The sequence below is a fragment of the Capnocytophaga felis genome, from assembly GCF_009684755.1.
Lineage (GTDB): Bacteria > Bacteroidota > Bacteroidia > Flavobacteriales > Flavobacteriaceae > Capnocytophaga > Capnocytophaga felis.
In genome coordinates, this window is record NZ_BLBC01000006.1 from 126,055 (window position 1) to 140,017 (window position 13,963).

A 13,963-nucleotide genomic window follows, 5' to 3' on the forward strand; every position below is an offset into this window, starting at 1 on the left:
ACGATAAGAATTTAAAAAAGAAGAGAATAACAAAATATAATGAGTATAATCAACTCGGTGATAAATTTAGGTGTCAATGCAAAGGATTTTCCTGCTATTGATGTGGATATGTACGGAAATTTCATCGCTTTTGATGGAAAAAATAGCGTAAATAGCAACGGAATGATTGTTTCTTTGCAAGAACACATCAAAATGAAATTCCCATTGATGCAAATGCTTGATAATGGTTCGTTTTTGCTTGTAGATATGCGTGCAGTAAGTACCAATGCGTTCATTTTCAACGCCGAGGGCGTATTGAAAAAGTCTTTTTTTATAGGCGATGCTGTCCAAGATGTTACTTTTAGCGATGGAAAACTCATTGTCAGCTATTTTGACGAAGGTGTTTTTGGCTATCCGCCCAGTACGGAAGGTTTGGCGGTTTTTAATATGGAAGGAGAATTGCTTTTTGGGGTTAATTCCAGCTTTGGAGAAGACTATATTTGCGATTGTTACGCTCTTTGCAAGTCGGGAGCAAATGCGGTGTACTTTTTTGCCTATACGGAGTTTGAACTTGCCCAACTTTTTTTGAAAAACTTCAAAATAGAGCGTATTAAAATACCTGAAACTTTGGCAGGGGCTTCCGCAATGGTATTAGACAAAGGGACGATTGTTTTTTTTAATCCTTATGAGCATAAAAACACACTATTTCGTTATCATTTGTATAACAAACAGCTTGAAAAACTTGGGAAAGTGGATTTTTCCATACTAAAAGGACTTGAAAATGGTCGGTTTTTAGCAATAAAAGATGATGTTTTTCATATTATCGGTGTTTAAATATTTATAATAAATAAGAAGTTGCAATCGGGTAAATTTTTGTGAATTCGAAACTTTTTAAAAGTGGTTGATGAACAACTTTATGAGGAATGAATATTTGTTCTGTATGTCAATAAACATAACCTCAGAACAATTGCAACCACTATAATAAAAGAGATTTTGCTTCTGCAATTAAAAAAATCATTAATTTTGTAATTATAAACTAATGTAATGTTCATTTTGCAGTAAAATTAGTATGATTTTCCTTATGCAGGGTTAATGTATAAAGTAAATTTGTGATATTAACAAAAGAAATATATCAATTATTTTGTTCGTTTTAGATTTTTGCATTATCTTTATGGAATTAAATACGATATAAAGTGATATAAATATTATTTCGTGCAATTTTATTGCTATTTTTTGTAATAAAAAATATAAGTTTAATATTAAAAATAGAAGATTATATATCTATTACTTTTTGTTTGGTAGTCCTTACACGAGATGATGTATATAAAACACAATGTTGTGCAAGTGTTACACGAGGTTGTGCAGAAGTTGCACAAGATGGGGCAAAGGTTACACGATATAGTGCAAGCGTTACACAAGCTCGTGCAGAAGCTACAAAAGATGGTGCAAGAGTTGCACAAGCTATTTTATGGAATGTTTCTTATTAAATTAATGGTTTAACAATAAAAAAAGTAAAATTATGGCAAGAAAATCATTTGCTGAAACTATTGCATCAGCACAATTGTTAGTGAAATCTCTTATTGAAAGAGGGGATAATCTTCCGGTAGGTGTTACTGCCGAAATGCGTGATAAACTTGAAGCTGCTTATAAAAAGGCAGTCGATGCCAATGTAGAGCAAGAAAAACTCAAAGCTCAACTTAAAGAAAAAACTGCCGAAGTGGATAAGCACATCACAGAGACTGAAGAGGTATATGCACTTTTGAAGAAATATCTTAAAATAGCAGAACCGCAAGAGCGTTGGCGAGAGTTCGGCTTTGAGGATAAGAGATAACATAAGATTACAGCTTCTTTTTTTGAATATTTAATTTGATGTTTTTTAGAGGGTTATTGCTAATTCTCAGGTAAAGTATGCTTTGTGCTGAAATGAGTAAACAAGGCATTATAACTAACTTAAAATAATTGGGTTGTACAATACTTTCTTTTGAAATAGATAGAAGAATTTGATAGTTAATATACCATTCTCCATTGTTTTTTATACATTCCACTTTTAGGATTTTCCTATTTCAAAAGAAGATTTTAAGGATTGACATGTTAAAGTGAATTAGCAGTATGTCGAAAAGAAAAAGCATCATAAAGAAGACTTTACTTTAAAGCTAAGAACTATGTATGAACTAAATAATGAAGAGCGTCGCTATTTTGGGCTTGACCCTATTGACATTTCGTGGGATAAAGTAATTCTGAAAGGTGATATACATCGTCCTGATAGTATTTTGTATTATGAAGGGGAAACTATCAAAAGACATATTATTTCAACCCCCAATGAGTACAAGGAAGCCCACTACAACGAGCAAACTCGAAATCGTGAAGTTCTTCTTCCTAAAACTTCAAGAGGTAAGGAACAGAAGCTCAATGCTTCTACTTTTGAGAAGCGAAATCCGATAGGCGTGTATTTGTCTGTATTAGAATACGGAGATTTAACTGTGGGGAATATTACTTCACAGACTTCTTTTTATAACAGATTGTGGGAATATCCCGTGCAAAAGGGGCAAAAGCCTGCGGACTTGATACGTGAGTTTATACAAAATTCTCCTGAAAATCACTTTGAAGAAATCGAAAAATTTAAGCAATTGCAACGCAAGAATGTCAAATTCCGAAAAGGCGATTATTTTTGTTTTAAGCTCAATCGTACTGAATTTGGCTTCGGACGAATTTTGATGAATATTGATAAACTCAGGAAAAACAATGTGTTACCGCTTGACCATACATTATTTCGGTTGATGGGGAAGCCCGTGCTGGTGCAATTATTCGTATATGCTTCACCCAAGAAGGAAGTTTCTTTGAAAGTGTTGAAGCAACAGCCTCTTTTACCTGCTTCGGTAATGATGGATAATGCGTTTTTCTATGGTGAGTATGAGATTTTTGCAAATGAGATGATTCCTGATTCGCAGTATGATTTTCCGATGTCATTCTATTACGGAGAAGATAAATCCTTATTGCAGTGGGGTTTCATCGAAATAGAATCTGATATGTACCACTTCAAACAACAAGCATCCGAAGCGTTGAAACAGTTGCTCAATCATCAGTATTTTGAACACAATGCTATTGGTTTTTCACCGGCTTATTCTAATTTTGAAATTAACAATGCATTAAAAGGGATTGAGATTGGGCAAGATAATTGGATGTGGAAAGAAGATTTACGCAATCCGAAATATAAAACCATCAAGGAAGAACTTTTTACTATCTTGGGGCTTGACCCTTCCCTTAACTATGTGGAAAATTGCCAAAAGTTGGGAGTGAAATTACCCAGTGAAGTGAAGGAATAGTTTAAGAAAGGAGTAATTTCATAAGTGAAAGTTACTTCTGTACTCTGTAAAGAATAAAAAGCGTATAATTATTAGTAATAAGAACGTATGAATTTGGATAAAGAATTTCACAAAAGTAACCAATATCGTTATTCGGTGTTAATTGCCCTATTGTCGGTGTTGCTTGGGCTTATTTTGCAGTATTTTTTGGGCAGTATCCCAAAGAGTTGGTTTAGCTTTCCTCAAAACATCGTCGGGGGATTGGCTTTTGTACTGCTTAATACGGCTATCTTCTTTCTTTTTAAGAAGAAAAATTTCATCAATTTGCATTCAAGCACCCCTTTTGCTATCGTTACGGTTATCACGCTTGGATTGCTAACCATTGGTTTGGGGAGTATCAGCGTGGATAAGGGGCATCATCAAACTTCGCCACTCATATTGCAATTTGGTTTGGACGATATTACCAAGACGTGGTATTTCGCACTCGTTTTTTTGATGGCTTTGACCAACTTATGGCTGGCAATCCTCAAACGTTCGGTGGTTTATCAAGCTAAGAATATTACTTTTCTGCTGAATCATTTTGGGCTTTGGCTGGTGATGTTTGCCGGAGTATTGGGGCAGGGAGATTTGATACGCCTGAAAATGGATTTGCGTAAAGACCAGATTGAATGGCGTGCTACCGATGATTACGGAAATGTTATTCAGCTTCCTATCGCAATGGAGTTGAAATCTTTCGACATTGATATTTATCCTAACAAACTATTTGTGATTGATTCCTTAGGGAATTCGCTTCCGAAATCAAAACCTGAGGGCTTTATGCTGGAGAAAGATGGCTCGGAGGGCAAGATTATGGATTGGAAAATCACTCAGCATACGTATTACGAAAAGGCTGTGCCGGAGTCGGATAGCACGTACGTAAGTCACGGAATGTGGGGGGCTACCAATGCAGCTTTCGTTACGGTTGAAAACTTGAAAACGGGAGTGAAGAAACAAGAATGGATTTCGGCAGGGAATTTTCAGCTTCCGCCACGCACTATTGAGCTTGATGCCCAACACACGTTGGTAATGGCACCCGCTGAGGCACGAAAGTTCCAATCGGAAGTGGTGATTTACCAAAAAAATACAGAACAAGTCCGCAATGAAAAAATAGAAGTGAACCATCCTGTGAAGGTTGATGGATGGAAGGTGTATCAGGTAAGCTATGACGAGCGTATGGGGCGTTGGTCAGATTTGAGTGTTGTGGAACTCGTTTTAGACCCTTGGTTGCCTGTGGTTTATACGGGTATATTTATTTTGATGGCAGGAGGTATTGCGTTTTTATTGACAAACAGAAAGTAAACTATGTGGAAGTATTTTGATTATATTACAATTGCAACGTTGTTGTTGTGGATAGTTTCGGGGATAATGCTTTATTCCAAAAGTAAGATAAACAAGCAGATAAGTTTGGTGTTTCACTTGTTGGCAACGCTGCTTATTGGCGTGTTCATAGCCCGATTGTGGGTGGAGCTTGCTCGTCCGCCGCTTCGTACTTTGGCAGAGACGCGTATTTGGTACGCCTTTTTTATGGGGCTTATCGGCTTTGTTATTTATTGGTTGTATCGTCAAAAATGGATGTTACACTACTCGGCTTTGATGGGGATTGTGTTTATGCTCATAACGTTTTTTCGTCCCGATACGATGAACAAGACGTTGATGCCTGCCCTACAAAGTGTTTGGTTTGTGCCACACGTGATTGTGTATATTTTTGCTTATGCGATGTTAGGAATGGCTTCGCTTACGGCTATTTACGGGATGTATCTCTGTAAAAAACAGAAAGACACAGAAAAAACAGCTTTAGTAACCGACCAACTCATTAAAGTGGGGTATGTTTTTCTGACTTTTGGGCTGCTTTTCGGGGCTTTGTGGGCAAAAGAAGCTTGGGGGCATTACTGGACTTGGGACCCCAAAGAAACGTGGGCTTTCATCACTTGGCTTGCCTATCTGGTGTATATCCATTACAAGCACAAACACAAGGAAAAGAAACAGTTCAATAACTTCCTGATTGTGGTGGTTGCTTTCCTATTGTTGTTAGTTTGCTGGTTCGGTGTGAATTATTTGCCAACAGCACAAATGAGTGTGCATACCTATTCGGGGTAAAGATAATAAATGAAGGAAATTGTTTTTTTGTAACAGAGGTTAAGTTGTACGATTTTAGCTTTCTTTAAAAAAAAGAAATATATTTGTGTCGAAAAATTAATTCTTTTGGCTATGAATCGACTTTTCTTTTTCAACAGAAATCAGCGTATCGGTGTTGTCGTGTTGATTTTGATAATTGTAGTTTTGCAAATCGTTTATTTCACGGTTGATTTTTCAGGGGGTAAAATTTCTTATAATCAGCAACAATTTGCTGAATTGAATAAAGAATTGGATTCGTTGCGAAAAGTAGCTTCAATGCCCAAAAGAGATACGATTTATCCGTTTAATCCGAATTTTATAACGGATTATAAGGGGTTTATGTTGGGAATGAAACCTGAAGAAATAGACAGATTGCTGGCTTTTCGAAAAGAAAACAAGTTTGTAAATTCAGCAAAAGAGTTTCAGAAAGTTACAAAAATTTCGGATAGTTTGCTTTTGAAAATTTCTCCTTATTTTAAATTTCCTGATTGGGTAAATAAACCAAAATCAATTGAAAATAAAAGTGTTAAATCGGAAAATAAACCGAAAGCAATCGTTAAGAAAGATGTAAATCTGGCGTCAAAGGAAGATTTTATGGAAGTACGTGGCATTGGAGATGTTCTTTCTACCCGAATTTTAAGATATCGAGAAAAATTGCAAGGATTTTCTGAAATTATGCAAGTCTCTGAGGTATATGGCTTAGAAAAAGAGGTTTTTAATAGAGTTGCGCAGCAATTTGAAGTAAAAACGTTGCCTAACATTCAAAAAAAGAATCTTAATGAGTTAAATATGTATGAGTTAGCTAAAATTCCGTATATTAAATTTGATGAAGCCAAGAAGATTATTGCACTTCGTTCCGAATTGGTGAATATTAAAAATTTTGAAGAACTTTTAAGAATAAGCGAATTTAATCAAGAAAAAATAAGAAAAATTCAAATATATCTGTACATTGACTGATTGTAATGGTTTTTGTAAATTCAAATATTTTTCGTAAAATTGCACGCTTTTTTGCGTAGATATTTTATAATTAAAGTAGAACTATAAATGAATTTTAGCTATTCTGAAACACAAAAGATGGTAGCCGAATTGGCAAGAGATTTTTCTGAAAAATATATTCGCCCCAACATTATGAAATGGGATGAAAGTCAGGAATTTCCATTAGAGGTATTTAAAAAAGCAGGAGAAATGGGCTTTATGGGAATTTTAGTTCCTGAAATTTATGGAGGTGCGGGTTTGAATTATCACGATTATATTGCCATTGTTGAAGAAATTTCAAAGGTTGACCCTTCTATCGGTTTATCCGTTGCGGCTCATAACTCTTTGTGTGTTAATCATATACTTGAGTTTGGGAATGAAAATCAGAAAAATAGATGGTTGCCTAAATTGGCTTCGGGTGAGTGGATTGGAGCTTGGGGACTTACAGAGCACAACACGGGTTCAGATGCAGGAGGAATGAGCACTACGGCTGTAAAAGATGGAGATTTTTGGATTTTAAATGGAGCTAAAAATTTTATAACTCACGGAAAATCAGGAAATGTAGCTGTGGTTATTGCCAGAACAGGCAAAAAAGGTGATAAACACGGAATTTCAGCTTTTGTTGTGGAGAGTGGCACAGAAGGATTCAGTAGCGGAAAGAAAGAGAATAAATTAGGAATGCGAGCCAGCGAAACAGCCGAAATAATTTTCCAGAATTGTCGCATTCCTGCAGAAAATTTGTTAGGTGAAGTAGGAGAAGGGTTCATTCAGGCTATGAAAGTATTGGACGGCGGACGTATTTCTATCGGGGCTTTATCACTCGGAATTGCTAAGGGAGCTTACGAGGCATCGGTTAAATACGCTAAAGAACGTACACAATTTGAAAAAAGATTGATTGATTTTCAATCCATTGCATTTAAGTTGGCGGATATGGTCACTGAAATAGAAGCTTCGGAATTGTTATTGCACAAAGCAGCCTATTTGAAAAATAATAAAGAAAAAGTAACGCAAGCAGGAGCAATGGCGAAAATGTACGCTTCGGAAGTTTGTGTGAAAGTAGCTACAGAAGCCGTTCAAATTCACGGAGGTTATGGCTACACGAAAGATTTTCCTGTTGAAAAATTCTTCCGTGATTCAAAACTTTGCACTATTGGAGAAGGAACTACTGAAATTCAGAAATTAGTTATCAGTAGGCATATTGATAAAAAATAATTCCAAATTTATGGAACCAATAAAAAAAGGAAATTAAAATCATTGTTTTAATTTCCTTTTTTAGTTTTCTAGAAAAAGCTTAATTACTTCAATTCCTCTGCCGATTTTAACACAGCTTGCTTTAAATTTTCTTTGTAGGCAATAATTTTTTCTAAAACTTTAGGTTGTTGTGCCGCAATGATTTGTGCTGCCAAAATCCCTGCATTTTTTCCGCCATTTAAGGCAACGGTAGCCACAGGGACGCCTCCCGGCATCTGTAAAATCGACAAAACCGAATCCCAGCCGTCAATGGAATTACTGCTTTTTACAGGCACTCCAATAACGGGTAGTGGCGACATTGAAGCAACCATTCCGGGCAAGTGTGCCGCTCCGCCCGCTCCGGCAATAATTACCGAAATTCCTCTTTTGTGTGCATTGGAGCTGAAATCCATTAGTTTTTCAGGGGTGCGATGAGCCGAAACAATATCTACAAATACTTCAATATCAAATGATTCTAAAATGGTAATGGCTTCTTGCATTACAGGTAGGTCGCTTTTGCTTCCCATAACAACAGCTACTTTCATAGTTTTTTTATATTTTATTGATTTTAAAAATATTACTCTTGCGTTACTTCAAATTGTTTCAATTGAATATCATAGGGTTGTCTTGAATGACTTATGAAACGTACAAACTTGGCATTTCCTAAATCTTCCGAACTTTGCCAACGCGTTTTTTTGAAGCTTCCGTTTACGGATTTCCAACGTTTTCCGTCTGTTGAAATTTGAATTTTTCCTTTGGTGATGCGTGCTTCTTCGCCAAAATCAACTACAATTGATTTTAAATGAACTACTTTTTCAAATTCGATACCTAAAAAGTTGTTGTTTTTCAATGAAATATATTCCAAAGCAGGAGAAATTCGCAAAGTTTTTCCTTTTTGCCAAATCGGCTGACTTTCTAATTGTTTGATGTTGGTAATCAGTGTATTTGGATTGAAATTTAGCGAAAGTTTCAAATTTTCACCGGTTTCAGCATTGAATTTTGAAATGGTGTATGTAAGCAATTGATTTAAAAGAGGTTCTACAACCAAAGAGGCGGTTTTTACTCCGGGTTGATACGGATTTTGATTGTAATTTTGGTCGATTTCAAACATCTGTTTTTGTAAATCTTGCACGTTTGCATAAGCCGATTTAAAATGCTGATAATCTTTGTTTTTCAATGAATTATACATCTTCATTACAGAAACGCCCGTTTTTCCGACCAACTCAAATTGCAATAGCCAAGGATGTAGTTCTTCTGTAAGATATTTGTTTTCAGAGGTTTTTAAAAGTTGTTCGGAAGCCCAAACCATTTTTTCAAATTCTTGGGTAACGGTTTTCGTTTCAGGATTGTTTAAAGTTTCCAAATTCTTTAAGAAACTTGCTGCAATAGGCTTAAATTCAACAGATTCCTCTCTTCGATAACGATGCCCATTAGCTCCTAAATCCGAATTGTGTTTGGCAAAAGTGAGCAATGCTTCTTGGTTTTGTGGCATCATTTCGGCAATGGCATTTTTCCAAGCGGTATTTGAATTGTATTTTTCTAAATTCCAAGTATAATCGGCTACTCCGTAAATAGCTATTTTTGAGGCTTCTGGGTGTTCCATAGGATTGGAAACGAAGCCTGACATATCGTTCTTAATATTAGAAGTATTTCCGTAAGCAGGACCTAAAAGTATGTGGTTTCGCACATAATCCGAAACGGGAAAATTCCACCAAATGTAGGCTTTTCGCTTGATTTTGGCGTTAATCCATTGCATAGTAGGTTTGTCGATGTCGGCAACTACGGTGTTTCCCGTCCACATAATTTCGATGGAAGGATGCAGGGTTTCTCCTAATGTTTCCAAATAGCGTTTTTCAGGATTTGACCAAGCTTTGTTGTACTCTGTTGGACACATAATCAGCGGATTAACATCTTTTTTACGAGCTACAAATTCATTGTGAAGGAAGTTAAGCAGCTCGGCTTGTTTTTGCGGATTGGTGCCTTCTCCCGAAATATCATCAAAGAAAACGGCAAACGCCCGAACGCCCAGAACGTACATTTTCTCGAATTTTTTTAACAGATTTTGCCGGTCTTCGTCATTCCAACGGATATCCTTTCCGGGGTGAATTGCCCAAACGAAATCCACATAATTTTCTTTGGATTTTTGCACCAATGCTTTGAGTTGTTCGGCTTCTTTTTCAGGATATGGTTGTCGCCAATTTGGGGAACTGTGGTAAGGGTCGTCCTTTGGTCCGTAAATATAGGTGTTGAGTTTGTGTTTTCCGTAGAACTCAATTTGTCGCAAGCGTTTTTCGTGACTCCAAGGCGTTCCGTAAAACCCTTCCACTACGCCGCGGCTGGGCAAATTGGGGTAGTCAATAATCTCTCCCAGAGGAAGTTCTGTTTTTGAAAGCAATTGCTCCAGAGTTCGAAGTCCGTAATAGGTTCCTCGAAGGTCATTGCCAATTACGTAAATGTTGTTTTTCTCGATTCGCAAGTAGTAACCTTCCTTTCGGTTAGGAACTTTGGAAACGAATTTTTTCGCCGACCGCGAATTTTTGTCCGCAATGTAGAGATTCATTAGGTGTTTTTTGCCTTTTCTCTGCGAAAGAATTTCTTTCAAAAGGGGAGATTCTGAAAAAATGTTCTTTGTTTTTAACTGAAAATGAGTAGGAACAACAAAATCACCTTCAAAGGTAAAATACTGAGGATTAGGGTTAATCATCTGCCCCCACGAGCTAATAGAAATAAGCATTAACAAGGTAAAAAATAAATTTTTCATTGGAAAATGGATTAAAAGTTCAGCCTGCAAAAGTATGATTTTTAGTGCGGATTTCAAAGAATAAAATTCTTCAATTGATATGAAGATTTTTTAACTCTGAGGATTATTTTTCCATAAAAAGTAATTCTTTTTTTGAAAAGATAATTATTTATTTAAGTGTTTGTTAATCAAAAAATTGTGATTGTATGCTTAAAAAAATATTAAAAAAGTTAAATAAATAAATAAAAAAAATTAGGAGATTAAATATTTTGTTGTACCTTTAGGTCGTGTTTTACTTGAAAGTTAAAAACAAATAACCATAAATCATTAAACTTATGTCAGAACTAAAGAAGGATAATCTGCAACCAACAGAAGAAGGGAGAGATTTTCACAAGAAAGAAAATCTTGAAGGAAATGTTAATTTGACTGCAGAAAGCGGTAACACTACTGAGTATTTGGATGAAATTCATCAAGAAAATGCTGAAGATGCTGAAGATTTTGAGAATGCAAAACGGCACGAGATTCCTATGCTAAATTATGAAGCAATGTCTTTGGAGGCTCTTTCAAAAGAATTTAAGAGGCTGCTTCATACCGAGAAGGTACAGGCAATCAAAAAACACGCTGAGGCAATTCGGCAGGAATTTGATAAAAAATACGAAGAACTTCTTGAAGAGAAAAAAGAAGAATACATTGCCGATGGGGGAGAAGAGTACGATTTTAAATACGAAAGCCCTATTCACAGAACTTTTTATGGCTTGTTTAATGAATATCGTGAAAAACGAAATAATTATCACAAAGAATTAGAAAAAATCCATAAAGAAAACCTGAAAGAACGTCAGGAAATCATTGAGGAAATTAAAAAATTAATAAACGTAGAGGAAAATATTAACACTACGTTCAAGAGTTTTCAGCAATTGCAGGAGCGTTGGCGTAAGGCAGGACCTGTTTCACGCAAGGATTATGATGTTTTATGGGGAAACTATCATCATCACGTTGAAAATTTTTATGATTTTATTGATTTAAGTCGTGATTTGCGAGATATTGATTTCAAAAGAAATTTAGAAGAAAAATTAAAGATAATTGAAAAAGCTGAGGCTCTTTGTAAAGAAGACGTAGATGCTTTGAAAGCTTTCCGAGAGTTACAGCTTTTACATAAAGTCTGGAAAGAAGAAATTGGTCCTGTGGCTCGTGAGTATCGTGAGGAAGTGTGGCAAAGATTTAGTGAAATTACAAAGAATATTCATAAGAAAAGGCAATATTATTTTGATAATTTAGATAAAGTTTACGAGCAAAATGCAGTAAAAAGAACAGAAATTATTGCAAAAATTAAAGAAATTGCAGATAAGGAAATTACTTCTCATAATGGTTGGCAGAAAGGAATCAAGGAAGTAGATGCGTTGCGTGAAGCTTTCTTAAACATAGGAAAAGTTCCGGCTCATCTTACTAACGAAATTTGGGATAAGTTTAAGGAATCAGTGCGTTCTTTCAATCGTAAGAAAAATAATTATTACAAAAACCTGAAAAGAGAACAGCAAGAAAATCTTGAGAAAAAGTTAGCATTATTGGAGATAGCCAAAGCTAATAAAAACAGTAGAGATTGGGATGCCGTAACTCCTGTAATGAAAAAAATTCAGGAAGAGTGGAAGGAGATAGGAAACGTTCCGAAGAAAAACGCGGATAAAATTTGGAAAGAATTCCGAAAGGCTTGTAATGAGTATTTTGACGAGTTACACAAAGCCATAAAAAGTAGTCAAAATGAGGAATATGCAGCTCTTGACAAGAAAAAAGAATTTCTTGATAAGATAAAAGAACACAAGCTTACACAAGATAAAGAAAAGGAAATTGAAATTTTACAAGGTTTTGTAAGTCAGTGGAATGAGTTAGGGAAAGTACCTCACGCTAAAAGAGGAATTGATACGAAATTCCATAAGGTTATTGATGCTTTTTATAAAAAACTGGATTTTGATAAGCAAGAAATTGAGCTTATTAAATACAATAATAAGTTAGAAAAATTAGCCAATGAAGATGATGAAAGCTCATTGAATCAGGAGATGTTTTTTGTTCGTCGCCGAATTGATGAACTTAAGTTGGAAATTTTACAATTGGAAAATAACTTGCAGTTTTTCAATAATGTAGATGAGAACAATCCGTTGTTCCGTGAGGTTATCAAAAATATCAATAGCCAAAAAGAAAATCTTGAAACTTGGACTGTAAAGTTACGCGAGTTGAAAAATTTACAACAAACGCAAGCAGGGGAATCAGAGGAAGAGAATAAAGAAGAATAATTTATTTTTCATAATTTTGTTGAACGAAGAGGTATATGTGTTCAAACTAATATACCTCTTTTTTTTGTCCAAATAATAAAAATAATGAAGATGCGTAAACTTGTTTTTGCTACACATAATAAAAACAAAATGAGGGAGATACAGTCTCTTATGCCTGAGGATATTCAGCTTTTGAGTTTAGATGATATCAATTGTTTTGAAGATATTGAAGAAACGGAATCAACCATTGAAGGAAATGCGATTTTGAAGGCAAATTATATTAAGAAAAAATATGGTTATGATGTTTTTGCTGATGATACAGGTTTGGAAGTGAAAGCATTAGATGGTCAGCCTGGGGTTTATTCGGCAAGGTATGCAGGAGGTCACAAAAGCGATGCAGATAATATGCAATTACTTCTGCAAAATATGGAAGAAAAAACAAATAGGGAAGCTCAGTTTAAAACGGTGATTGCCTTATGTTTAGGTGATGATACGCACATATTTGAAGGAATCGTAAAAGGGACAATTACTACTGCCCCAATAGGAACAAATGGATTTGGTTACGACCCTGTTTTTCAGCCAATTGGTTTTTCACAAACTTTTGCACAACTTCCACTTACTACTAAAAATGAAATAAGTCATCGAGGAAAAGCTTTTAAAAAATTGCTTAGTTTTTTGAGAAAAATATAAAATTTTTTATGTCTCTATTTAATATATTTCGACGTAAATCAAAAAAAAATGAAATTCCTTTGGAGGAAGTTCGATTTGTGGTTTTTGATACGGAAACCACAGGATTTAAATTTTCTACTGACAGAATATTATCCATAGGGGCTGTTAGCGTCTTAAATGGTCGTATTGATTTGAAAAACAGTATTGAATTTTTCTTAGAGCAAGAAAAATCAAACCCGGAAAGCATTCCTATTCACGGCATTATAAAAAATCATAAATATTCAAAACTATCTGAAAAAGAAGCTCTTACTCAATTTTTGGAGTATATAAAAAACGCCGTTTTGGTGGGACATCACGTAGGATATGACATAAAAATGATAAACGCTGCATTAGAGCGAAACGAATTATCTCCTCTGAAAAACAAATATTTAGATACTAATTATTTATTTAAAAAAACGAAAGTAATCAATTATCTTTTGAAAAATGATAAGAATTACAGTTTAGATGAAATTTGTCAGGAACTGAATATAACAACTCACGACCGACATAATGCGGCAGGAGACGCTTTTTTAACAGCAATTGCTTTTTTGAAAATTGTAAACAAATTGAAAATAAACACTTTGGGTGCTTTATTGAAATTATAGATAAAA

At 35.1% G+C, this 13,963-nt stretch carries 13 protein-coding genes; 11 read left to right on the plus strand and 2 right to left on the minus strand.

Translation table 11 applies throughout. The features are described 5' to 3' along the window. The first annotated feature begins 39 nt into the window (after window positions 1-39). From GN105_RS05630 to GN105_RS05665, 8 genes are all read left to right on the plus strand, one after another. Complete coding sequence (locus GN105_RS05630; RefSeq protein WP_155284457.1) at window positions 40-813, plus strand: hypothetical protein; 774 nt, start codon at window positions 40-42, stop codon at window positions 811-813. A gap of 461 nt (window positions 814-1,274) precedes the next feature. Then, window positions 1,275-1,466 (plus strand): hypothetical protein, encoded by a 192-nt coding sequence (locus GN105_RS05635; RefSeq protein ID WP_155284458.1) that lies wholly within the window; start codon window positions 1,275-1,277, stop codon window positions 1,464-1,466. 32 nt (window positions 1,467-1,498) lie between these two features. After that, window positions 1,499-1,810, plus strand: coding sequence for a membrane-binding protein (locus GN105_RS05640; RefSeq protein WP_155284459.1), 312 nt, complete (start codon window positions 1,499-1,501; stop codon window positions 1,808-1,810). A gap of 331 nt (window positions 1,811-2,141) precedes the next feature. After that, entirely contained in the window at window positions 2,142-3,302 is a 1,161-nt protein-coding gene (locus tag GN105_RS05645; RefSeq protein ID WP_155284460.1) for an Imm26 family immunity protein, read from the plus strand. 87 nt (window positions 3,303-3,389) lie between these two features. Further along, the gene (locus GN105_RS05650; protein WP_155284461.1) at window positions 3,390-4,619 is read left to right on the plus strand and encodes a cytochrome c biogenesis ResB family protein; all 1,230 of its coding nucleotides are present in this window, start codon (window positions 3,390-3,392) and stop codon (window positions 4,617-4,619) included. Between the two features lie 3 nt (window positions 4,620-4,622). Next, window positions 4,623-5,417: a cytochrome c biogenesis protein CcsA gene (gene ccsA, locus GN105_RS05655; RefSeq protein WP_155284462.1), complete on the plus strand. Its 795-nt coding sequence runs from the start codon at window positions 4,623-4,625 to the stop codon at window positions 5,415-5,417. A 111-nt stretch (window positions 5,418-5,528) separates the two neighbouring features. Further along, window positions 5,529-6,392: a helix-hairpin-helix domain-containing protein gene (locus GN105_RS05660; protein WP_155284463.1), complete on the plus strand. Its 864-nt coding sequence runs from the start codon at window positions 5,529-5,531 to the stop codon at window positions 6,390-6,392. Between the two features lie 87 nt (window positions 6,393-6,479). After that, window positions 6,480-7,622 carry an acyl-CoA dehydrogenase family protein gene (locus GN105_RS05665; protein ID WP_155284464.1) on the plus strand — a complete coding sequence of 381 codons (1,143 nt, stop codon included), beginning with the start codon at window positions 6,480-6,482 and terminating at the stop codon, window positions 7,620-7,622. A gap of 83 nt (window positions 7,623-7,705) precedes the next feature. Here the strand turns inward: GN105_RS05665 and purE are convergent, their stop codons facing one another. Then, complete coding sequence (purE, locus tag GN105_RS05670; protein ID WP_155284465.1) at window positions 7,706-8,185, minus strand: 5-(carboxyamino)imidazole ribonucleotide mutase; 480 nt, start codon at window positions 8,183-8,185, stop codon at window positions 7,706-7,708. Between the two features lie 32 nt (window positions 8,186-8,217). Next, window positions 8,218-10,401 (minus strand): beta-N-acetylglucosaminidase, encoded by a 2,184-nt coding sequence (locus GN105_RS05675; protein ID WP_155284466.1) that lies wholly within the window; start codon window positions 10,399-10,401, stop codon window positions 8,218-8,220. 314 nt (window positions 10,402-10,715) lie between these two features. Between GN105_RS05675 and GN105_RS05680 the strand changes: the two genes are divergently transcribed. From GN105_RS05680 to GN105_RS05690, 3 genes are all read left to right on the plus strand, one after another. Next, entirely contained in the window at window positions 10,716-12,665 is a 1,950-nt protein-coding gene (locus tag GN105_RS05680; protein WP_173014971.1) for a DUF349 domain-containing protein, read from the plus strand. A gap of 90 nt (window positions 12,666-12,755) precedes the next feature. Beyond that, window positions 12,756-13,334, plus strand: coding sequence for a non-canonical purine NTP diphosphatase (locus GN105_RS05685; RefSeq protein ID WP_155284467.1), 579 nt, complete (start codon window positions 12,756-12,758; stop codon window positions 13,332-13,334). 8 nt (window positions 13,335-13,342) lie between these two features. Further along, window positions 13,343-13,957 (plus strand): 3'-5' exonuclease, encoded by a 615-nt coding sequence (locus GN105_RS05690; protein WP_155284468.1) that lies wholly within the window; start codon window positions 13,343-13,345, stop codon window positions 13,955-13,957. Window positions 13,958-13,963: the final 6 nt, after the last annotated feature.

Excerpts from the sequence above, each read along its gene's own strand:
- GN105_RS05630 (WP_155284457.1), top strand. The coding sequence starts at position 40 with ATGAGTATAATCAACTCGGTGATAAATTTAGGTGTCAATGCAAAGGAT.
- GN105_RS05640 (WP_155284459.1), top strand. The coding sequence starts at position 1,499 with ATGGCAAGAAAATCATTTGCTGAAACTATTGCATCAGCACAATTGTTA.
- GN105_RS05645 (WP_155284460.1), top strand. The coding sequence starts at position 2,142 with ATGTATGAACTAAATAATGAAGAGCGTCGCTATTTTGGGCTTGACCCT.
- GN105_RS05650 (WP_155284461.1), top strand. The coding sequence starts at position 3,390 with ATGAATTTGGATAAAGAATTTCACAAAAGTAACCAATATCGTTATTCG.
- ccsA (WP_155284462.1), top strand. The coding sequence starts at position 4,623 with ATGTGGAAGTATTTTGATTATATTACAATTGCAACGTTGTTGTTGTGG.
- GN105_RS05660 (WP_155284463.1), top strand. The coding sequence starts at position 5,529 with ATGAATCGACTTTTCTTTTTCAACAGAAATCAGCGTATCGGTGTTGTC.
- GN105_RS05665 (WP_155284464.1), top strand. The coding sequence starts at position 6,480 with ATGAATTTTAGCTATTCTGAAACACAAAAGATGGTAGCCGAATTGGCA.
- purE (WP_155284465.1), bottom strand. The coding sequence starts at position 8,185 with ATGAAAGTAGCTGTTGTTATGGGAAGCAAAAGCGACCTACCTGTAATG.
- GN105_RS05675 (WP_155284466.1), bottom strand. The coding sequence starts at position 10,401 with ATGAAAAATTTATTTTTTACCTTGTTAATGCTTATTTCTATTAGCTCG.
- GN105_RS05680 (WP_173014971.1), top strand. The coding sequence starts at position 10,716 with ATGTCAGAACTAAAGAAGGATAATCTGCAACCAACAGAAGAAGGGAGA.
- GN105_RS05685 (WP_155284467.1), top strand. The coding sequence starts at position 12,756 with ATGCGTAAACTTGTTTTTGCTACACATAATAAAAACAAAATGAGGGAG.
- GN105_RS05690 (WP_155284468.1), top strand. The coding sequence starts at position 13,343 with ATGTCTCTATTTAATATATTTCGACGTAAATCAAAAAAAAATGAAATT.